At 70.7% G+C, this 19,652-nt stretch carries 24 protein-coding genes; 9 read left to right on the top strand and 15 right to left on the bottom strand.

Annotated features, from left to right (window positions below):
• Positions 1–54: 54 nt before the first annotated feature.
• The 8 genes from ABD987_RS32905 to ABD987_RS32870 form a co-directional block, all read right to left on the bottom strand.
• Positions 55–747 (bottom strand): TetR/AcrR family transcriptional regulator, encoded by a 693-nt coding sequence (locus ABD987_RS32905; RefSeq protein WP_345403041.1) that lies wholly within the window; start codon positions 745–747, stop codon positions 55–57.
• A 56-nt stretch (positions 748–803) separates the two neighbouring features.
• Positions 804–1,634 (bottom strand): DUF5753 domain-containing protein, encoded by an 831-nt coding sequence (locus ABD987_RS32900; protein ID WP_345403038.1) that lies wholly within the window; start codon positions 1,632–1,634, stop codon positions 804–806.
• Between the two features lie 23 nt (positions 1,635–1,657).
• Positions 1,658–1,954 (bottom strand): hypothetical protein, encoded by a 297-nt coding sequence (locus ABD987_RS32895; RefSeq protein ID WP_345403035.1) that lies wholly within the window; start codon positions 1,952–1,954, stop codon positions 1,658–1,660.
• 110 nt (positions 1,955–2,064) lie between these two features.
• The gene (locus ABD987_RS32890; protein ID WP_345403032.1) at positions 2,065–3,093 is read right to left on the bottom strand and encodes an NsdA family TPR-like regulatory protein; all 1,029 of its coding nucleotides are present in this window, start codon (positions 3,091–3,093) and stop codon (positions 2,065–2,067) included.
• Positions 3,056–3,409: an MmyB family transcriptional regulator gene (locus ABD987_RS32885; RefSeq protein WP_345403030.1), complete on the bottom strand. Its 354-nt coding sequence runs from the start codon at positions 3,407–3,409 to the stop codon at positions 3,056–3,058. The genes ABD987_RS32890 and ABD987_RS32885 overlap by 38 nt, the downstream gene beginning before the upstream one ends.
• 118 nt (positions 3,410–3,527) lie before the next feature.
• The gene (locus ABD987_RS32880) at positions 3,528–3,818 is read right to left on the bottom strand and encodes an Imm10 family immunity protein (RefSeq protein ID WP_345403286.1); all 291 of its coding nucleotides are present in this window, start codon (positions 3,816–3,818) and stop codon (positions 3,528–3,530) included.
• Between the two features lie 79 nt (positions 3,819–3,897).
• Positions 3,898–4,803, bottom strand: a complete 906-nt coding sequence (locus tag ABD987_RS32875) for an LLM class flavin-dependent oxidoreductase (protein ID WP_345403028.1) — start codon at positions 4,801–4,803, stop codon at positions 3,898–3,900.
• A gap of 44 nt (positions 4,804–4,847) precedes the next feature.
• Entirely contained in the window at positions 4,848–5,336 is a 489-nt protein-coding gene (locus ABD987_RS32870) for a MarR family winged helix-turn-helix transcriptional regulator (protein WP_345403025.1), read from the bottom strand.
• Positions 5,337–5,524: 188 nt separating this feature from the next.
• Here ABD987_RS32870 and ABD987_RS32865 point away from each other — a divergent pair, with 188 nt between their 5' ends.
• Entirely contained in the window at positions 5,525–6,436 is a 912-nt protein-coding gene (locus tag ABD987_RS32865) for an NADP-dependent oxidoreductase (protein ID WP_345403023.1), read from the top strand.
• 3 nt (positions 6,437–6,439) lie between these two features.
• Here ABD987_RS32865 and ABD987_RS32860 read toward each other — a convergent pair whose 3' ends face one another.
• Positions 6,440–7,369, bottom strand: a complete 930-nt coding sequence (locus ABD987_RS32860; protein ID WP_345403020.1) for a LysR family transcriptional regulator — start codon at positions 7,367–7,369, stop codon at positions 6,440–6,442.
• A gap of 87 nt (positions 7,370–7,456) precedes the next feature.
• Between ABD987_RS32860 and ABD987_RS32855 the strand changes: the two genes are divergently transcribed.
• Positions 7,457–8,797 carry an aspartate aminotransferase family protein gene (locus tag ABD987_RS32855; protein WP_345403017.1) on the top strand — a complete coding sequence of 447 codons (1,341 nt, stop codon included), beginning with the start codon at positions 7,457–7,459 and terminating at the stop codon, positions 8,795–8,797.
• Positions 8,798–8,839: 42 nt separating this feature from the next.
• On the opposite strand, the gene ABD987_RS32850 is transcribed toward ABD987_RS32855, so the two are convergent.
• The 3 genes from ABD987_RS32850 to ABD987_RS32840 all read right to left on the bottom strand — a co-directional run bounded on the left by ABD987_RS32850 (position 8,840) and on the right by ABD987_RS32840 (position 10,445).
• On the bottom strand, positions 8,840–9,253 hold the full coding sequence (locus tag ABD987_RS32850; RefSeq protein ID WP_345403014.1) for an RNHCP domain-containing protein: 414 nt from the start codon (positions 9,251–9,253) through the stop codon (positions 8,840–8,842).
• A 26-nt stretch (positions 9,254–9,279) separates the two neighbouring features.
• On the bottom strand, positions 9,280–9,639 hold the full coding sequence (locus ABD987_RS32845) for an RNHCP domain-containing protein (RefSeq protein WP_345403011.1): 360 nt from the start codon (positions 9,637–9,639) through the stop codon (positions 9,280–9,282).
• A 329-nt stretch (positions 9,640–9,968) separates the two neighbouring features.
• Entirely contained in the window at positions 9,969–10,445 is a 477-nt protein-coding gene (locus ABD987_RS32840; protein WP_345403009.1) for a MarR family winged helix-turn-helix transcriptional regulator, read from the bottom strand.
• A gap of 66 nt (positions 10,446–10,511) precedes the next feature.
• Between ABD987_RS32840 and ABD987_RS32835 the strand changes: the two genes are divergently transcribed.
• A complete protein-coding gene (locus ABD987_RS32835; RefSeq protein ID WP_345403006.1) occupies positions 10,512–11,564 on the top strand; it encodes an LLM class flavin-dependent oxidoreductase in 1,053 nt (350 codons plus the stop codon).
• Positions 11,565–11,591: 27 nt separating this feature from the next.
• Here ABD987_RS32835 and ABD987_RS32830 read toward each other — a convergent pair whose 3' ends face one another.
• A complete protein-coding gene (locus ABD987_RS32830) occupies positions 11,592–12,212 on the bottom strand; it encodes a TetR/AcrR family transcriptional regulator (RefSeq protein WP_345403003.1) in 621 nt (206 codons plus the stop codon).
• 109 nt (positions 12,213–12,321) lie between these two features.
• Between ABD987_RS32830 and ABD987_RS32825 the strand changes: the two genes are divergently transcribed.
• From ABD987_RS32825 to ABD987_RS32815, 3 genes are read left to right on the top strand one after another with little or no spacing between them, the layout of a single operon-like run.
• Positions 12,322–13,668 carry a cytochrome P450 gene (locus ABD987_RS32825; RefSeq protein WP_345403000.1) on the top strand — a complete coding sequence of 449 codons (1,347 nt, stop codon included), beginning with the start codon at positions 12,322–12,324 and terminating at the stop codon, positions 13,666–13,668.
• Between the two features lie 2 nt (positions 13,669–13,670).
• The gene (locus tag ABD987_RS32820; protein WP_345403283.1) at positions 13,671–15,143 is read left to right on the top strand and encodes a flavin-containing monooxygenase; all 1,473 of its coding nucleotides are present in this window, start codon (positions 13,671–13,673) and stop codon (positions 15,141–15,143) included.
• Positions 15,144–15,195: 52 nt separating this feature from the next.
• The gene (locus tag ABD987_RS32815; protein ID WP_345402998.1) at positions 15,196–15,882 is read left to right on the top strand and encodes a class I SAM-dependent methyltransferase; all 687 of its coding nucleotides are present in this window, start codon (positions 15,196–15,198) and stop codon (positions 15,880–15,882) included.
• Positions 15,883–15,890: 8 nt separating this feature from the next.
• Here ABD987_RS32815 and ABD987_RS32810 read toward each other — a convergent pair whose 3' ends face one another.
• A complete protein-coding gene (locus ABD987_RS32810) occupies positions 15,891–16,862 on the bottom strand; it encodes a pirin family protein (protein WP_345402995.1) in 972 nt (323 codons plus the stop codon).
• Positions 16,863–16,945: 83 nt separating this feature from the next.
• Between ABD987_RS32810 and ABD987_RS32805 the strand changes: the two genes are divergently transcribed.
• Positions 16,946–17,278, top strand: a complete 333-nt coding sequence (locus ABD987_RS32805) for a GNAT family N-acetyltransferase (protein ID WP_345402992.1) — start codon at positions 16,946–16,948, stop codon at positions 17,276–17,278.
• 233 nt (positions 17,279–17,511) lie between these two features.
• Positions 17,512–18,318, top strand: a complete 807-nt coding sequence (locus ABD987_RS32800; RefSeq protein WP_345402989.1) for a S1 family peptidase — start codon at positions 17,512–17,514, stop codon at positions 18,316–18,318.
• Positions 18,319–18,505: 187 nt separating this feature from the next.
• On the opposite strand, the gene ABD987_RS32795 is transcribed toward ABD987_RS32800, so the two are convergent.
• Positions 18,506–19,108, bottom strand: a complete 603-nt coding sequence (locus tag ABD987_RS32795) for a TetR family transcriptional regulator (protein ID WP_345402987.1) — start codon at positions 19,106–19,108, stop codon at positions 18,506–18,508.
• A gap of 56 nt (positions 19,109–19,164) precedes the next feature.
• Here ABD987_RS32795 and ABD987_RS32790 point away from each other — a divergent pair, with 56 nt between their 5' ends.
• A complete protein-coding gene (locus tag ABD987_RS32790) occupies positions 19,165–19,632 on the top strand; it encodes a hypothetical protein (protein WP_345402985.1) in 468 nt (155 codons plus the stop codon).
• Positions 19,633–19,652 lie beyond the last annotated feature (20 nt).

Here is a 19,652-nt window from a genome sequence, read left to right as displayed (position 1 = left end):
GGGGTGCGTCGTGTCCTGAAGGGGTTGAGCGTCTTCAAGGGAGCCTTCGGGACGTCACGCCGGCCGGGGAGTGCGTGGGATTCCGTTGAGCAGCACGCGAAAGCCCCAGTCCAGCCGGGCCTCACCCGGTCCGGACAGCAGATCCTCGCCGAGTTCCGCGATACGGGGATGCGTGGCGGCGGGAACGGTCCGGAGCACCGTCGCGAGCGTCGTCATGTCCGCCTTCTCGGCGCCGGGGGCGCGGTCGTGGGGGGCGTGCTCGGCCGCGGTCGCCGTCGCGAACTGCAACAGCAGGTCCACGGCCCAGGCCGCCTGGTCCGCCGGGACTCCTCCCTCGTCGAGCAGGGCCAGCACCGCCTCCACCAACGCGAGGTAGTGCTCTCCCGACGGTCGTGCCACCAGCGCGGACGGGGCGAGGCCGCGATGCTCGAACAGGACGGCGGTGTAGGAGGTGAGGACGCGGACGAGCCGGTCCCGCCAGTCGCCGGTGGTGCCGGCCGGGCTCAGGTCCACCGTGCCGAGCAGTTCGTCGAGGATCGCCGCGTGCAGCTCGGCGGTGTTGCGGACGTACACGTAGAGCGAGGCCGGACCGGTGTCGAGTTCCTGTGCCAGCCGGCGCATGGTGACCTTCGCCAGTCCCTCGGTGCTCATCAGCCCGACCGCGGCCGCGACGATGCCCGCCCTGGTCAGCGCGGGTTTCGCCGGGCGCTCCCGGCGACTGGGCGTGGACTCGGGGTGTGGTGCCATGCCTCCATGATAACGAACATGTTCGTTCCGAACAAGTTCGTGACGAACATGTTCGCTCACCCGAGTGAGGTCAGCGCCGCCGTGATCCGCTCCCGCGAGTCGTCCGCGCCGAGGGCGCGTTTGGCCATGAGGTGCTCCATCGAGGTCCGATAGCGGGCGACCGGGGCCTGCTCGGTGAGGTAGGCGTCGGCGTAGTGATGGGCCAGCGTGACCAGCGGGAGGCGCTTCTCGAACTCGTAGACGGCGAAGGGCGCGATCATGGTGGGATGCCAGTCGCCGGCGGTGGGCACGACCCGCACGTCGATCCGGCGCTGCCCGGCCAGGTCCAGCAGATGGCGCAGTTGTTCGCGCAGTGCGAACGCGGTGCCGAAACGGTGCTGGAGCGCGGGGTCTCCGAGCAGCACGGTGTAGGTGGTGTTGGCGGTGCCAGGGGTGGCTGAGCGGGCCAGGCGCAGCATCACGCCTCCATCGACTTCGTCTCCGGTCAACATGCCCGCGTGCAGTAGTGCTCGCGCGTAGTCGGGGGTCTGCACCGGCTCCGGCACCGTGACGGGCGCCCATTCGGTGATAGTGGTGGCGGCCTGCTCGTACTCCAGCCGCAACGCCGGATACTCCACCGGTCCGGATTCGAGCCAGTTCGGATCGGTGACATGCCGGGCCAGCTCCACCAGCCGGTGGAATTCGGCACCTGTGACGCTCAGGAAGCCCAGTACGTGGATGACGTATTCGATCTTGGGACGTCGTGTGGCCAGTTCGACGGTGGAGACGACGGCGGGTTCGATGTCCAGTGCCGTGGCGAGGGCGCGCACGCCGATCTCGCGGTGGGTGCGAGCGGCGCGGAGCCCGAGTCCCAGTGCGACGGCCGCCGGGGTGAGGTGCTGGGTCAAGGTTGCTCGTCCATTGTGGATGTTCAGGGTCGATTGCGTGGGTGTGGTGCCGACCGGCTGGGTACAGCGGGGTGGCCGGGCCAGATGTCGATACCGTGCTCGTGGCGGTAGAGGTAATCGCAGTTCCAGCAGGTGCGCGGAACGCCGTGCGTGTCGCGCCGGTCCACCTGTTCGAATTCGGCGGCCGCCAAGATCCCGCACAGCATGGTGATCGGGTCGCCGGGCGACGGGACGCAGGTCAGCCGAGTGTGATGCCACACGCCATCCACCCCGGGGTGAATCTTCTCGGGGTCGAGATAGATCATCGCGCTCAGGGCCATCACTGCTCACTCTCCGGGCCGCGTGTGCCGGCCCGGTACACAGCGTCGTTGATCGGTTGCCCGGCTTGGAGGGAACTCGCGGGGGAAGATGGGGGAGGACGCCGCAGGGGTTACCCGGTCTCGGCGAGTTCGCGCCGACGTCGCGCCCATTCCGAATTCGCCCATCCGGCGGGCATGGTTTCGAGACACGCGCGTCCCGCTTCTCGCGCGGCGGCGTGGTCGCCGAGTGCGCGCAGCACGAAACCCTTCTGCCCGAGGAAGAAGGACGGGATGTACCAGTAGCCGGAATCCGGAAGGCGCTCGTCAGGGAGGTTGTCGACCATTCCGTCGGCCTTGGTGAGTTGCTTGACCGCCGCCTGCCTCTCGCCGTCCTTGGCCAGAACCTCGGCTCGCTGGTAGGCACAGTAAGTGCGCAGCGCCGGGTGGACACGGCTGTCGCGGTAGGCCGCCGCGCTGAGCGCTTCGGCGGTCGCCATGTCATCGGTCCGCAGCCCGCGATAGGCCTTGAACGAGAGAGCGGTGGACACCCGTAGCGGGTCGTCGACTTCCAACCCGAGAACCACCGCTTGGTCGAGGTAACGGGACGCGTCGTCCCATCGGCCCTGCGGGATCGACAGCCACCCCAGATACTGACTCAACTCGGACGCCAGTCCCACCGCGATCGGGCGGACGTTTCCGCGGGCGCCGCTCGCCAGCCGGATGACGAGGTCGTGGTGACTTCGCGCGGTCGGCATCACCGTTGCCGCGTTGGTTTGGTCTTCGAGCCGTCGAAGTCCCGCCAGGAGTCCCGCCACGGTACGGAGAGCGGCTTGGTCGACGCGGCGGGGTTGCGCGGCGGCGAGCGTGAGGCGTTCGGCTTCGTCGGGGCATTTGCCGAGTGCGAAGCCCAGTTCGGCGTCCGACGCGCCGAGCACCGCGCGCAGCCCGGCACGAATGTGGGCGCTGGGTCGTTTGACCACACCGCGTTCCAGCTTGCCGACGTGGTTTCCGTCGAAAACGTAAGCCCGGTTCGGATCCTGGTCCGCGAGCCAGGCCAGCACGGCCGCGGCCAGTTCGTCGCGGGTCATGTGACTGGCCGGAGTGACGCGCGATGCGGTCGCCTCACGTGCGACGCGGAGCAGGTGATTGGCGGCGGGCACGATTCCAGGGTAGCCCTTCCGCGCGTTCCCTCTGTTCGTTACATCTCGGAGAGGTCCTGTGTGCCGAGTACGGAGAGCAGTTCGAGCTGCTCGAAGGAGTCGGTGCCGACGGCGGGGTGAACCAGACCGGCCGCTGGCGGCCGTTCTCGCTGAACAGGTTGAGGCAGTTGACCTCGACGACGCCCAGGCTCGCGTGCACGATGCGCTTGCGGTCGTCGCGGCGGACGGCGACGTCGTGCCGCTCCCACAGGACCGCGAACTCCGGGCTGTCGCGGCGCGCGAGGCTCGATACCAGGAAGATTGCCCAGTTCAGCATGCCCACACGTCCACGAACCCGGGAAGGTCTGGATGGGCCTGCTCACGCCGAACAGGATCGCCAGGTTCGACATGGCCGCGGCGAACTGAGCCCGGCGAACCCGTTCGGCGGATACGGCTCACGGGGAGCGCGGCACGATGCGGGGCAGGTGATCCGCGACGGTCCGGGCGGCCTCCTCGTCCAGCGCGAGCTCCAGATGCGGCGGCAGTTCGAGGACGGCCGCCGCCTCGGTGTCGAAGTCGAGTGCGAGAACGCCGTCCCCCAGGGTGAACCGGGTCAGTCCGCCGTAGTGCACGGCGCCGCCGCCACGCACGATCGCGAAGGTGTCCTGGCCGAGGCGGACGTCCTGGGCGTCGTGCGTCAGGGAACGCTGGAACTCGAGCGTGTCCCCGGAGGACTCGTCGAGCAGTACGAGCGTCTCGTGGTTTCCTCGGTGCTGCTGATGAAACCGGCCTTGATCACGACCAGGACTCTCCCGCGATTCGACGTCAGGGCAGCTGCGGCATGATCTCGGCGGCGAGGCGTTCCATCTGCTCGGCCTGGTCGAACAGCGGGGTGAACAGGATCAGCTCGGCACCCGCGTCGACCACCTCGCGCAGACCGTCCACACAGTCCTTCGCGGTGCCCGCCACGGCGACGTCCTCGAAGCCACGGCTGCCGTAGAGCTCCGCGAGGCCGTCCGCGATCCGGGTCCGCGCGCGGGCCGCGTCGTCGTCGACCGCGATGTAGACGCGCTTGGCGATCGGGAAGTCCCGCCGTCCCGCCTCGGCGAGACCGGCGCGGAGCAGCTTCACCTGGTCGGCGAACTTCGCGGTGGTGGACGAACCCGCGCCGAAGAAGCCGTCGCCGAGCCGGATCGCCCGCGCGAGCGCGTTCGGGTGACTGCCGCCGAACCACACCGGCGGCCCCGGCTTCTGGAACGGTTTCGGCTCCATGGAAGCGTTTTCCAGCTGCCAGAACCGGCCGTCGAAGGTCACTTCGGGCCGGGTCCACAGCTCACGCATCAGCCGCAGGCCCTCGGTGAACCGCGACACCAGCCCCTCGGCCCCGATACCGAAGGCACCGAAGGCCCGTGCCTTGCCGCCGGTGCCGACCCCGACGTCCAGCCTGCCCCGGCTGAGCTGGTCCAGCGTGCTGAGCTGCTTGGCCAGGTGGACGGGGTTGTGCAGGGGAGTGACGAACACCGCGCAGCCGAGGCGGATCCGTTCGGTGCAGGCGGCGGCGTAGGTCATGATCTCGATCGGGCTCAGGTGCGGCATGGTGCCGAGCACCTGCTCCTGCGTCCAGCCACTGTCGAACCCGAGTTCCTCGGCGCGGCGCAGGAACGCGCGGAAACCGGCGGGGTCGAACTCGCCGTCGGCGAAGAACTGAGGGATGGAGATACCAAAGCGCATACCCGCGACCCTAGCCCCGGAACGCGGGCCCCGGGAGCCGTCGGTCAGGACGAGCGCCGCGCGCAGCGTGCCGCGGTGGCCTCGGCGAGATTGTGTTCGAGCCGCGCGAGCAGCTCGACGGCGGCGTCCCGGCCGTCGGCGCCCAGCCCGTCGGCGGTCAGGTCCTCCAGTCGGTGCCAGATCTGTTCGACCTCGCGGCGCAGGGCCACGCTCGCGGGGGTGGCGGTCACGATGGTGACGCGCCGGTCCTCGGCGCACGAAGTCCGGCGGACGAAGCCCGCGCGTTCCAGCCGGGCGACCGTCCTGGTCACGGTGGCCGAATCGGAGCCGAGCACGGTGACGAGCTCGGCCTGGCGCTGCGGGCCCGCCTCCCACAGGTGCATCATCAGCAGCTCCTGCCCCGGGTGCAGACCGGCCTGGCGCAGCAGCTGGCCGGCGAGCATGCGGTGCAGGCGCGCCACCCGGAAGATCGCGTGGCTGATCGGGCCGCCACGCGCGGCGGGCGGGGCGGACCCGGGTTCCGGCTGCTCCATCGCGCGTCCTTCCGTCGGGTTCGGAGATTACCTGCTCGCACAGTGAGCTGGGGATGACGTGGGCGTGGGCGTCGGCTAGCCTCGACGATACTCGTGACCTGAGTCACAATCACCCTGTCGTCGGAAGAGGCTGCCAGGATTCCCTGTTCGGACAGGTAAATACGGATCAGCAGTCGGAAGGAAGTCCCATGAAGGCGATCAGGTTCGACCGGTTCGGTGGCCCCGAGGTGCTCCAGTTGTCCGAAGTGGACATTCCGGAGCCGGGTCCGGGACAGGTGCGGCTCAAGGTCCGCACGGCCGGGGTCAACCCCATCGACGGCAAGATCCGGTCCGGGGCGATGAAGGCGGTGTTCCCGACGACGTTCCCGGCGACTCCCGGCGCGGAAGTCGCCGGTGTGGTGGACGCGGTGGGCGAGGGTGTCACCGGGCTCTCGGTGGGCCAGGAGGTCCTCGGCTGGGCGGATTCCGGCGCCTACGCCGAGTACGCGCTCGCCACCGTGGTCGCCGCGAAACCGGCCGGGCTCGGCTGGGAGGACGCCGCCACGCTCCCGGTCGCCGGGGAGACCGCGCGGCGGGTACTGCGCCTGCTGGAGGTCGGCGCGGGGGAGACGCTGCTGATCCACGGCGCAGCGGGCGTGGTCGGCAGCGTGGCCGCGCAGCTGGCGGTGGCGCTCGGCGCCACCGTGATCGGCACCGCGAGCGCCGCCAACCACGAGTATCTCGTCTCACTGGGGGTGACCCCGGTCGAGTACGGCGACGGGCTGGTCGACCGGGTCCGCGCGCTGGCGCCGTCCGGGATCGACGCCGTGTTCGACGCGAGCGGGTACGGCGCGCTGCCGGACTCGATCACCCTGCGCGGCGGCACCGGCCGGATCGTCACCATCGCCGATCCTGCCGCGGAGGAGTTGGGCATTCCGTTTTCCGGCGGGGCCACGGAGCGGGACAGGGCCACGGATCTGGCCGACGTCGTCGCCAGGGCCGCCCGCGGTGAGCTGCGGGTCCGGATCGGCGCGGTCCACCCGCTCGCCGACGCCGCCGAAGCACAGCGGGTCAGCGACGGCGGGCACGCGCGCGGCAAGCTCGTCCTGACCGTCGGCTGACCCTCACCGGAGGCCGTCCGGCGCCGCGGGCGCCACGGACGCGGGGAGCTCCGGATGGTGCCGGAGCGCGTCGAGGACGAGGGTGACCGCCGCGCGGGGCGGTGCGCCGCGCCGCAGCGCGGCGGTGATCTGCCGGGTGACCGGGGTGGCCAGTTCGCGGGTGGCGACGCGGTAGCGGTGGTCGACGGCGAGGCTGGGCAGCAGCGCGATCGACAGCCCGGCCTCGACGTGCCGCAGGGTCATCAGGTAGTTGCTGAAGCGGCTGACCACCCTCGGTTCGAAGCCCGACTGGCGGCACAGCCGGATCGTCAGGCTCGCCATGTACGAGCCCGGGATGTCGAACGCCCACGGCTCCTCCGCGCAGGTGGCGAGGTCGACCGGCCCCCGGCCCGCCGCGGGGTGGTCCGCGGGCAGCACGAGCACGATCGGGTCGGTGGCCAGCGGGACGACGTCGAGGTCCGGGCCCAGCGGCAGCTCGGCGAAGTCCGGGGTGGTGATGATGAGGTCGGCGTCGCCGACCCGCAGCGCGGGCACGCTCGCGTGTGGCTCCAGCTCCAGCAGTTCGACCTCGAGGTGCGGGTGTGAGCGGGCGAGCCGGGTCACCGCGGGGACCGCGAGGGTGTGGATCGCGCTCTGGAACGAGCCCAGCCGCACCAGCCCGACCGGCTCCTCGCCGAGGCTGCGCAGCTCCGCCTCGACGGTCTCCATGTGATCGAGGATCGCCCGCGCGCGGCGCGCGAGGATCAGCCCGGCCGGGGTCAGCCGGACCCGGCGGCCGGTGCGTTCGAGCAGCCGCGTGCGGGTTTCGGTCTCCAGGACCGCGAGCTGCTGGGACACGCTCGACGCGCTCATGGTGGCCGCCTGCGCGACCGCGCGGACGGTGCCCAGCGTGTCGAGCTGGCTCAGCAGATGGAGGCGCCACGGGTTCAGCATCACCCCATTGTTGTGCGGTTTTGCCGAACAGCACAGCCGGAATCGTGAGCTGGACGCGTCGCTCGGTGCGCCCCTAGCGTCGGGGCCATGGCTGCTCCGATCACCGACCCGTCCACCACCGCCACCTTCTGGGCCGACGCCGACCGCCACCTGGTGCGTTATCTCGGCGGCGGCGCGTTCACCGGCGAGATCGTCGAACGCGCCGCCGGGAGCTTCGTCCACACCGAAGGCGGCCGGAAGATCCTCGACTTCACCTCCGGCCAGATGAGCGCGATCCTCGGGCACGCCCACCCGGAGATCGTCGCCACCGTCCGGCGCCAGGTGTCCACTTTGGACCACCTGTTCAGCGGGATGCTGAGCCGCCCGGTCGTCGACCTCGCCCGGCGGCTCGCGGACTCGCTGCCCGCGCCGCTGGAGAAGGCGCTGCTCCTGACGACCGGCGCCGAGTCGAACGAGGCGGCGATCCGGATGGCGAAGCTCGTCACCGGCGGGCACGAGATCGTCTCGTTCGCCCGTTCCTGGCACGGGATGACCCAGGGCGCCGCCGGCGCGACCTACAGCGCGGGCCGCAAGGGCTACGGTCCCGCCGCGCCGGGCAACTTCGCGCTCCCGGTGCCCCACGCCTACCGGCCCGACTTCGTCACCGGAACCGGCGAGCTCGACTGGCGGCGTCAGCTCGACTTCGGGTTCGACCTGATCGACGCGCAGTCGACGGGCGCGCTCGCCGCGTGCGTGGTGGAACCGATCCTCAGCTCGGGCGGGGTGATCGAACCGCCGCCGGGGTATTTCGCCGCGCTGCGGGAGAAGTGCCGGGAACGTGGGATGCTGCTGATCCTCGACGAGGCGCAGACCGGGCTGTGCCGTACCGGGACCTGGTACGCCTTCGAACGCGACGGCGTGGTCCCGGACATCCTGACGCTGTCCAAGACCCTCGGCGCGGGGCTCCCGCTCGCCGCCGTGCTCACCAGCGCGGAGATCGAGCAGGAGGCCCACGACCGCGGGTTCCTGTTCCTGACCACCCACGTGGCCGATCCGCTGGTGGCCGCCGTCGGGAACACCGTGCTCGACGTGCTCACCACCGACCGGCTCGACGAGCGCGCGGCCCGGCTGGGCGGGGTGCTCCGCGAGGGTCTCGACGCGCTCGCCGCGCGGCACCCGGTGGTCGGCGACGTTCGCGGCCGGGGCCTGCTGGCCGGGCTCGAACTGGTCGCCGACCGGGAGACCAAACGCGGCTCCGACGAACTCGGCGCACTGGTCACCCGGCGCTGCCTCGAACTCGGGCTGCACCTGAACATCGTGCAGCTGCCCGGGATGGGCGGGGTGTTCCGGATCGCGCCGCCGCTGACCGTCACCGAGGAGGAGCTCGCGCTCGGTCTGTCCATTCTGGACGAAGCGATCGGTGCGGTCGCCGCGTCCGGGAAGTGGTGAACGCCGGGGGCCGCCGAAGACGTCCTTCGGCGGCCCCCGGCGTCACAGGGTGAGCACCATGCGGGTGGCGACCCCGGTGTCACACAGGGGTTTCAGCGCCAGCCGCAGCAGGGCCAGCGCGTTGTCGTCCCCGGCGATCCGGTTGGCCGACAGCTCGCCACAGGCCACGCACTGGTGGATGAGCAGCCATTCGCCGTCCGGGCGTACCGAGGTCGACAGCGGCGGCATCCTGCCGCGGCAGGATGCCGCCCGGTCACCGGGCACCCGGCGATCGACGTGCAGGCTGGCCAGGCAGTGCGGGCAGTGGTTGCGGTGCGCGGTGCCGGGGGCGGTGGCCGGCACGTCGAGCCGGCACCCGGCACAGCGGAACCCGCCGGGATGCCGGTCGTGGCCGTGCCCGACGTCCTTGTGCCGTTGCCCGCGCCGCCGGTCCCGGTGGTTGTTCCGGCGTGGCATGGCGTTCTCCTTTCTGCTCGCCACGATCACAGCGCGCCGAACACTTCGAGCGGGAACGGCGGCTGCGCCAGCGGGCGGACCGCCATGCGCATCAGGATGAGCTGGTTGTCGTCCACGCAGACCGGATTCGAGGTGAGTTCGTCACATCGCACGCACCGGTGGATGACCATCCACTCGCCGCCACGCGTGACGGCGATCGCGATGGGGGTCATCCGCGCCTGGCAGGCGCCGGGGCCGTTCTCGGCCTGGTCGAGGACGTGCCGCGAGTGCAGGCACGACGGGCAGTGGTTGCGCCGCGTGCCGTCGGCGGCGAAGGCCGACACGGTCAGGCCACAGCGCACGCAGGCGAAGGTGCCGGTCTGGAAGGTGTTGTCGGTGCTGGACACCGGATGCTCCTTGCTGAAAGAGACGGGAAGAACAGCAAGAGCAGGCCGAGCGGACCTCGGGAGAACCCGCGCGAAAACCCCGCGCCCCGGGGAAACGGGCACGGCGGGCGGGTGTGCGGAGCACCGCGAACGGCGTCCGGGTGTGCTGCCTGGGACCAGGCGGCAGCGGACGCGAGACGTTACGCGGTGACGGGAGGCGCGCTCGGCGCGAGCCGGGACATCAACTCACTCTTTCTAAGGGCACAGAGCTTTTCGACACGGGCCCCGGTAGGTGAATCCACTCTGGACGCGGCGAGCGTAGCCGAGGCACCGCCGCGCCCGCGAACGAATTACGCCGAGGCGCTGTCCGCGCAGGCTTCGAGCGCGCGGGTCAGCTCGGCGACGTCGAGCCCGGCGAAGTGGTCGGCGAAATGGCGCCGGACGCTCGCCAGGTGGGCCGGGTAGGCCTCTTCGAGCCGGGCGAAACCGCGATCGGTGAGCACCGCGTTGGCACCCCGGCCGTCCGACTCCAGGCGGCACCGCACGACGAAGCCCAGCTCCTCCAGCTGGGTGACCAGCCGGGTCATCCCGCTCAGCGACATTTCGGCGGCCGCGGCCAGCTCACCCATGCGCAGCCGGCGTTCCGGCGCCTCGGACAGGCGCGTCAGCACGGTGTAGGCGGCCAGGGACATCCGCTGCTCCCGCGCCAGATCCTCGTCGAACGCGCGGCGGATCAGCCGCGTGGCCCGCATCCAGGTGCGGAACAGCGTCTCCTCGGCGGGGGACAGCGGCTGGACCGCCGCCTCGGCACGGGAATAAGAAGGCATGCCACTATTGTAGTTGCTTGACGAAGCATCTAATAGCGCGATCGGCACAGGACAGGGGACGACGGCATGGCCAAGAACGTGGAATTCGGGGTGGACACCTTCGGCGACGTCACGGTCGACGCCGCCGGGGAGCGTCTTCCGTACGCGCAGGTGATTCGGAACGTGATCGAAGAGGGCGTACTCGCCGACCGGGTCGGCCTCGACCACTTCGGTCTCGGCGAACACCATCGCGACGACTTCGCGGTCTCCGCGCCCGAGGTGGTGCTCGCCGGGATCGCGAGCCGCACCGAGCGGATCCGTCTCGGCACCGCGGTCACCGTGCTCAGCTCGGACGACCCGGTGCGGGTGTTCGAGCGGTTCGCCACGCTCGACGCGATTTCCGCCGGGCGCGCGGAGATCATCCTCGGCCGCGGGTCCTTCACCGAGTCGTTCCCGTTGTTCGGCTACGACCTCGGCGACTACGAGCAGCTGTTCGAGGAAAAGCTCGACCTGATGGCGAAACTGCTCACCGAGGAAGCCGTGACCTGGGAAGGCGGCCTTCGCGCCGCGCTGGACGGCCGGCACGTCTACCCGAAGACCGAGAGTGGGCACATCCGGACCTGGGTGGGTGTCGGCGGCAGCCTGGAGTCGGTGGTGCGCGCCGCCCGCTACGGTTTCCCGCTGGTCCTCGCGATCATCAGCGGCGATCCGGGCCGGTTCGTGCCCTACGCCGACCTCTACCGCCGCGCGCTGGCCGAGTTCGGCCAGGAGCCGCAGCCGCTGGCCGTGCACGCGCCGGGGTTGGTCACCGAAACCGACGAGGAGGCGATCGAGGTGCTGTGGCCGCACACGCGGGTCATCCTCAACCGCATCGGCGCCGAGCGTGGCTGGCCGCCGCTGACGCGGGAGAAGTTCGAGGCCGACGTCCACGAGGGCGCCCTGCATGTCGGCTCGCCGGAGACGGTGGCCAGGAAGATCGCGCGAACCGTGCGGACGCTCGGCGCCGACGGCTTCGCCCTCAAGTACTCGCAGGGAACCCTGCCGCACGAGCGGATGATGACCGGGATCGAGCTGTACGGCACCGAGGTCGTCCCGCGGGTACGGGAACTGCTGGCCCAGGAGACCCCCGCGGCGGTGTGATCCGCGGCGGTCGTGCGAGATCGGGGTCTAGGGGCGCGGGGCGAGCAGCGCGATCGTGGCGTGCACGGCGACCTCGGTCAGCTCGCCGATCCGGCCGCCGTCCTCGACGGTGCTCGCGGTCAGCTCGCGCAGCCCGCCGAGCAGCATGATCACGAGCTGCCGCGACACCGGGCCGATGCCGGCGGCCCGCCATTCGTCGGTGTCGCACAGCGTCTGGATCATCGCGACGAACGCTTCCATCGTGTCGCGTTGCAGCTGACGGGCCGCGGTGCCGAGTGACGGGACGTCGCGGATCCAGCTCAGCGTGAGGGCGGGTTCGGACTCCGCGCAGGCGATCCACGCCTCGATCGCCTGCCGCGCCTGGTCTTCCCAGCGCGCGCTCCGGTCGACGGCGGCCGCGATCTGCCGCACCATCTCGGCGTTCGCGTCGGCGAGCAGGGCGACGAAGCAGGCTTCCTTGCTGGAGAAGTGCTCGTAGAACGTCCGGCGCGAGGTGCGCGCGCGGCGGACGACGTCGGCGATGGTGGTGTCCCGGTAGCCGTCCTCCGCGATCGACGCGGCGAGCGCGTCGAGCAGCCGCTGGCGGAACTTCCCGGCCTCGTCGGACACCGGTGTCGTCTCGCCATCGCGCTGTCGGGCGGTCGTCACCGTGGTCACGCTATACCTCCGTCCAGGGAAGCTCTTGTGCGGCAATGGTACTCCGGCGTACCGTACCGACGGTACGTTGACGTACCACGCCGAGAAGGGTGCCGGGCCGATGACCACCGTCAAGCTTCCCCCTGGCCCGTCGGCGCCTCCTCTCCTCCAGGGCGTGTACGCGCTGACCATGCCGCTGCGCGGGATGCGGCGGTTGCGGGACCGCTACGGCGACGCCTTCACCGTGCACATCCCGATCTTCGGGCGCGCCGTGGTGCTCAGCGATCCCGCCGAGATCAAGCAGCTGTTCATGACCGGGCCCGAGGCCGCCGACAACCTCGAGGTGAACCTCGGGCGGGTACTCGGCCCCCGTTCGTTCTTCGCGTTGTCCGGTGAGGAACACCGCCGGCAGCGCAAACTGCTCGTCCCGCCGTTCCACGGCCGCCGTCTCGGCGCGTACGAGAAGATCGTCGAAGCGGAAACGCTGCGGGAAATGGCTTCGTGGCCGGAAGGGAAGCCGTTCGCGACGCTGCCCTCGATGATGCGGATCACGCTCGACGTCATCCTGCGCGCGGTGTTCGGGGCCGAGGGCGCCGAATTCTCCCGGCTGCGCGATCTGCTGCCGCCCTTCGTGACGCTCGGCTCACGGCTGGCCGTCGCGCCGGTCCCGAAGTTCGGCGAGGCACGGTGGAGCCCGTGGGGCCGGTTCCGGGCGATGCGGCGCGAGTACGACGCGATCGTGGCGCGGCTGATCGTCAAGGCGTCCCATGGCGAAAACCTCGACGACCGCGACGACGTCCTCGCGCTGATGCTGCAGAGCCGGTACGAGGACGGTTCGGCGATGAGCCACGGCGAGATCGCCGACCAGCTGCTCACGCTGCTCACCGCCGGGCACGAGACGACCGCGACGACGCTGGCCTGGGCGGTCGAGCGGCTGCGCCGCCATCCCGCGGTGCTGCGCGACCTCGTCGAAGAGACCGACGCGGGCGGCAAGGAGCTCCGCGAGGCGACGATCCTGGAAGTGCAGCGCACCCGGCCGGTCATCGACCTGACGTCCAGGCAGGTCAAGGCCGACAGCCTCCGGCTCGGCCGCTGGACGCTGCCGAAGGGGTACGCGGTGCTGGTCAGCATCGCCCTGATCCACGACGACGAGACGATCTTCCCGAACGCGCGGGCGTTCGACCCGTCCCGGTTCGTCGGTACCCGGCCGGATCTCTACCAGTGGATCCCGTTCGGCGGCGGCACGCGGCGCTGCATCGGCGCGGCGTTCGCGAACATGGAACTGAACGTCGTGCTGCGGACGCTGCTGCGCGAGTACACGCTGCTGCCGACGAACGAGCGCGACGAGCGATGGCACTCGCGCGGCATCGCCTACGCTCCGGGGAAGGGCGGCGTCGCCGTCGTCCGCCGCCGGGGCGCCGGGCACGCGTCCGCCATCGCCACCCGGACCCAGGAGGCCCTGCGATGACCATGACGGACCACGTCGACGTGCTGATCGTCGGGGCAGGGCTGTCCGGCGTCGGCGCGGCGCACCACCTCCAGTCGGCTTTTCCGGAGCGGACGTACACGATCCTCGAGGCGCGCGACGCCATCGGCGGAACGTGGGACCTGTTCCGTTACCCGGGCGTGCGGTCCGACTCGGACATGCACACGCTCGGCTACCGGTTCCGGCCGTGGACGCAGGCGAAGGCCATCGCGGACGGGCCGTCGATCCTGCGCTACGTCCGCGACACCGCGGCCGAGGCCGGCATCGACGCGCACATCCGCTTCGGGCACCGCGTCGTGCGCGCCGAATGGTCCACAGTGGACGCCCAGTGGACCGTGGAAGCCACGCACGACGGCGAAACCGTGCGGCTGACCGCGAAGTTCCTGTACCTGTGCAGCGGCTACTACCGCTACGACGCCGGACACACCCCCGAGTTCCCCGGCATCGACCGGTTCGGCGGGACCCTCGTGCACCCGCAGCACTGGCCCGCCGAGCTGGACCACACCGGCAAGAAGGTCGTCGTGATCGGCAGCGGCGCCACCGCGGTGACGCTCGTCCCGGCGATGGCGGAAACGGCCGCCCACGTGACGATGCTGCAACGCTCGCCCACCTACATCATGGCGCTGCCCGCCGAGGACGCCCTCGCGAACCGCCTGCGGAGCCTGCTCGGCGCGCGGTTCGCGTATCCGGTCGCGCGGTGGAAGAACGTGCTGAGCCAGACACTGCTGTACCAGCTCAGCAGGCGGCGGCCACGGCTGGTGCGGGCGCTGATCCGCCGGGCGAACACCCGCCTGCTGCCGCCCGGCTACGACGTCGACACCCACTTCAAGCCGCGCTACCAACCGTGGGACCAGCGGCTGTGCCTCGTGCCCGACGGCGACCTGTTCCGCGCGATCCGGCGGGGGAACGCCTCGGTGGTCACCGACCGGATCGCCACGTTCACCGAGTCCGGGCTGCGCCTGGAGTCCGGCGAAGAACTCGACGCGGACATCGTCGTCAGCGCCACCGGGCTGAAGCTGCTGGCCTTCGGCGGTATCCGCCTCGTCGTGGACGGGCACGAGGTCGACCCGCCGGAAACCATGGCGTACAAGGGGATGATGCTCTCCGGCGTGCCGAACTTCGCGTTCACGATCGGGTACACGAACGCCTCGTGGACGCTCAAGGCCGATCTCGTCGGCGAGTACGTCGTGCGGTTGCTGCGGCATCTGGACGCCCGCGGGTACGACCAGTGCGTCCCGGTGAACGACGACCCGTCCGTCACCGCCCGGCCGCTGCTGGACTTCGACGCGGGCTACGTGCTGCGGTCGGTCGACGAGTTCCCCCGCGCCGGGTCGCGCGCGCCATGGCAGCTCGGCATGAGCTACGCGCACGACGTGCTGAACCTGCGGTACGGCAAGATCGACGACGGCGCGTTGCGGTTCTCGCGCCGCCCGGTCCGGGAAGTGCTCGCGCGGTAGGGCGGATCGCGACAGCGGCCGTCCGCGGGCGGAAATCAGTATGGTGATGGCCATGGATGATCGACCGATCACGGTGGCACAGCGCAACTACCGGCAGCACGCCGAGACCCTCGAGCGGATGGGAAACCAGGAGCGGTTCACCCATATCTACCAGGCCAACCTGTGGGGTTCGGACGTCTCGGTGTCCGGGCAGGGGTCGGACCTCGAACAGACGCGTGAGCTGCGTGCCGGGCTGCCCGAGCTGTTCGCGCGCTTCGGCGTCCGGACGCTGCTCGACCTGCCCTGCGGCGACTTCGGCTGGCTCAGCGGCGTGGAACTCGGGGTGGAGCGGTACATCGGCGGCGACATCGTCGCCGAGCTGGTGGACCGGAACACCGAACGCTACGGGAACGCCGGCTCACGCGAGTTCCGGGTGCTGGACCTGACCGCGGACCCGCTCCCGAGGGCGGACCTCGTGCTGTGCCGGGACTGCCTGGTGCACCTCAGTTTCGCCGACATCCGGCGGGCCGTGGACAACCTCCGGCGCAGCGGCTCCCGGTACCTGCTGACCACCACGTTCGGTGACCTGGGCGCCAACGTCGACATCCCGACCGGTGACTGGCGCGCGCTGAACCTGTGCCGGGAGCCGTTCGGTTTCCCGGAGCCCCTCGCCGTGCTGCTCGAAGGCTGCACCGAGGAGGGCGGTGCCTTCGCGGACAAGGCACTGGGGCTCTGGGAGATCGCCGACCTGCCGGGCTGAGCGAGGCGTCAGCCGCGGGTGCGCAGGCGCGCGTTGGGCAGCTCCGGCGCGGCGAGCGTGGCTGCCCACTGGTCCGGGAAGGCCCCGAACCGGGTACCGCCACGGTCGGCCCGTTCCCGCTGCCACTGCTCGCGGTAGGCGGCGATGTCCTCGTGCGAACGGCCGATGAAGTTCCACCACATGACGATCCGCTCGCCCAGCGGTTCGCCGCCGAGCAGCAGTACCCGGGCACCGCGGTCCGCGGCCGCCACGAGATCCAGCCGGGCGCCGCCGGGCGGCTGGTAGGCGAGGTGGCCGGGGCCCGCGGTGACCCCGGCGCAGCGCACCTCGCCGGTGTCGACGAGCACGCCGTGCTCGAAGGCGGGGTCGACGTCGAGCCGGAGCTCCTGGCCAGCGCGCAGGGTGATCTCCGCGCCCAGCAGCGGGCTGTGGGTGCGCACCGGCGACGTGCTGCCGAGCAGGGAACCGAGGAAGACCAGGACCCGCGCGCCCTCGTGGTCGAGCACCGGTGGCGCGTAGTGCTCGAACGCGGGCGCGATGTCCCGGTGCCGCTCGGGCAGCGCCACCCACAACTGCGCGCCGTGCAGGACGGTGGTGGCCGGGGTGGAGTACTCGGAGTGGGCGATCCCGGCCCCCGCGGTCATCAGATTGACCTCCCCCGGGCGGACGAGCGCGTGCGTGCCGACCGTGTCGCGATGCTCGACCTCGCCCTCGAACAGCCAGGACACGGTCTGCAGCCCGGTGTGCGGGTGCCCGGCGACCCGCATCCCGCCGGTCCCGGTCACGTCGTCGGGCCCGTAGTGGTCGGCGAAGCACCAGGCCCCGATCAGCGACCGCGTTCGCTGGGGGAGCGTGCGGCGCACGGTCATGCCGCGCGGCCCGCCGAGCGGCACCTCGCGCGGGGTGAGCAGCAGGCCCGGCGCGGTTTCGCGCTCGCTCGCGCAGGTCAGTTCCGCGGGGGTGGTTTCGAGGTTGCTCATCCGCTCTCCTGTGCGCCCGGCCACCGGCGTCACGCCGGTCTCATGGCCGAGCGTAGCCGGGGGGCCCGGCCTAGGGTGAGGCCATGGCAGAGCAGCAGGACGCCGCGGTCACCCGATCGGCGGAGCAGGACAGGTACGAGATCGCGACCGGCGGCGAGACCGCCGGGTTCACCGAGTTCCTCGACCACGGGGAACGGCGGGTCTTCTTCCACACCGAGATCGACGAACGGTTCGCGGGGCGGGGCCTCGCCAGCACACTCATCGCGCGGGCGCTGGAACTGACCCGCGCCGACGGCCTGCGGATCGTGGCGGTCTGCCCGTTCGTGGTGAAGTACGTGGCCCGGCACCACGATTTCGACGACATTCTCGACCCGGCCACCGACGACGTGCTCGCGGCGGTACGGGCGTCCCAATAACGACGTGGGCGGGACGCGAATCGCGTCCCGCCCACTCGGGTAGCGTGCCCACGCCTACTCGCGAATAGTGTCCACAGTGGATTTACCGGCCAGAATTCCGTTGCCAACACTGGGGTATCCATTTGTAAAGATCAGTACCGACGTTCGTAGGTACCGGTTTCGTGTGTCAGCCACCTACCGTCCACTGTGTTCGGGAAAAAAATAACCGACCACAGTGAAAGGAAGGGGATCGCATGCGGAAACGGTCCATGGTCGCGGGATTGCTGGCGGCGTCCGCCGCGCTTCTCGGTTTCGTCACCCCGGCCGCCGCCGCGCCGGCACCGGCCGGTGGCGCGCAGCCGTTCATCATCGGTGGCGGGGACGCGACGGAGACCTACCCGTTCATGGCGTCCATGCAGACCAAGGACGGGCAGCACAACTGTGGCGCTTCGCTGGTCGCCGAGCAGTGGCTGGTGACCGCGGGGCACTGTGTGACCAATCAGGACGACAGCGTCGAGGACCCGGCGCAGTGGCAGTACCGCATCGGCACGACCGACCGGACCAAGGGTGGCGAGGTCGTGGCGGTGGACAAGTTCGTCGCGCATCCGAAGTGGAGCTGGCAGGGGCCGGGCAACTACGACATCGCCGTGGCGCACCTGGCCAAGCCGGTGAAGGCGGCGCCCATCGCGATCGCCTCGGCCAAGCCCAAGGAGGGCGCGGCCGTGCGCGAGATCGGCTGGGGCCTGACCTGTCCGACGCGTGGCTGCGGCGACGCACCGGTCAAGCTGCAGCAGGTCGACACGAAGATCGCCGCGGCGAGCGCCTGCGGTGACTTCGACGCCAAGACCGAGCTGTGCATGGACAACCAGGGCGGCAAGGTCAGTGCGTGCTACGGCGATTCGGGCGGACCGGCCGTGGTGAAGGACGGCGACAAGTGGGCCCTGGTCGGTGCGACCAGCCGAGGGCAGACGGCGAACTGCCCGGAGAAGCCGGGGATCTACACCGACGTCACCGCGCACGCGGACTGGGTCAAGCAACAGGTCGGCGGCGGTAAGGGCTGACGCGGACGTGGCAAGGTGAAGGGCGGGCACCCGTGCGGTGCCCGCCCTTCATGTTGTCCTTTGTGGATTTCGGTGCCGCTGAAGGACGCCTTCAGTGCATTGAGCGCACTGAGGGCGTCCTTCAGCACGGCCGGGAGCCGGATTTCGCGCCGTCCCGGCTGTTCGATGTCCTTTGTGGACGACGGGCTCAGGCGCGGATGCCGTTGATCAGGTTCCCGATGACCTCGGCGTACTCGGCCCGCACCTTCGGTTTGTCCTCTTCGGACGCTTCGGCGAGTGCCATGCCGGCGGTGCCGAGGATGTGGAACGTGACGCGCGCCGCCGGTTCGAGCGGCAGCGGCCGGAGTGCCCCGTTGTCGATCAGCTCGGCCAGGGTCTGCTCGACGAAGCCGTAGGCGTATTTCTCTTCGCATTCCTGCCATTGCCCCCAGCCGAGCGCGATCGGCGCCTCCTGCCAGACCAGCCGCCCGTACACCGGGTCGCAGCAGCGGTCGAGGAACTTCTCCATCGCGGCGAACGCCGACTGCCACGGATCGGCGACGGTCGCCCGCGATTCGGTGACCTGGCGCATCATCTCGGTTTCCAGCTCGTCGAACACCGCCTGGAACAACGACGTCTTGTTCGCGAAGTGGTGGTAGACCGCGCCGCGGGTGGCCTGGATGTCGGCCGCGACGTCTTCGAGCGAGGTTCCCGCGAAGCCGTGTTCGGCGAACCGCCGGGTCGCCGCCTCGATGAGTGCGGCCTTGGTCGCCTGCGAGTACTGCTCGCGCCGGCTCTTGACAGAAGGCATGCGCGGAGTATACGACATACGCAGTGTATGTTTCAGACACGAAGTAGGTGTGGGGTATGTCGTGGAACGAGCTGCACCGTCGTCATCGCCTGGTCCAGGCGGTGCTGGGGGAGATCGCGGAGTCCGGCAGGCCGGTGCTCACATCGGGGGCGCGGGCCGAGGTGGAGGCCGAGTTCGGCGGCTACGACGGGTTCCTGCGGGAGGTCCAGACACGGTGGTACCGGGCGTTCGACGCGCGCCTGGACGCCGTACTGGAGGAAGGACCCGCGGACCCGCGTGGCGCGCTGGCGAGGCTGTGGCACGAACTCGCCGCGGACCTGCCGGGCGCCCGGCTGCTCCTGGACGCCCACACCGGCCATCCGGCGCTCGCCGAACTGGCCGAACACCACCACCGGCGGCTGTACCGGGCGACCGGCGTGCGCTTCGACCCCGGGCGGATCCCGGCCGCCACCCCGGTGCCGCGCCGCCGCCGGACACCGCGGTGGTGCCCCCTTTCCGCCGTCCGTGGCACGGCCACGGCGTGAGGCCGACATTCTTCTGGAGG

Source organism: Amycolatopsis samaneae, assembly GCF_039541975.1.
GTDB lineage: Bacteria > Actinomycetota > Actinomycetes > Mycobacteriales > Pseudonocardiaceae > Amycolatopsis > Amycolatopsis samaneae.
Note: the sequence above shows the minus strand (reverse complement) of the source record. Positions and strands in the feature narration are given on the sequence as shown.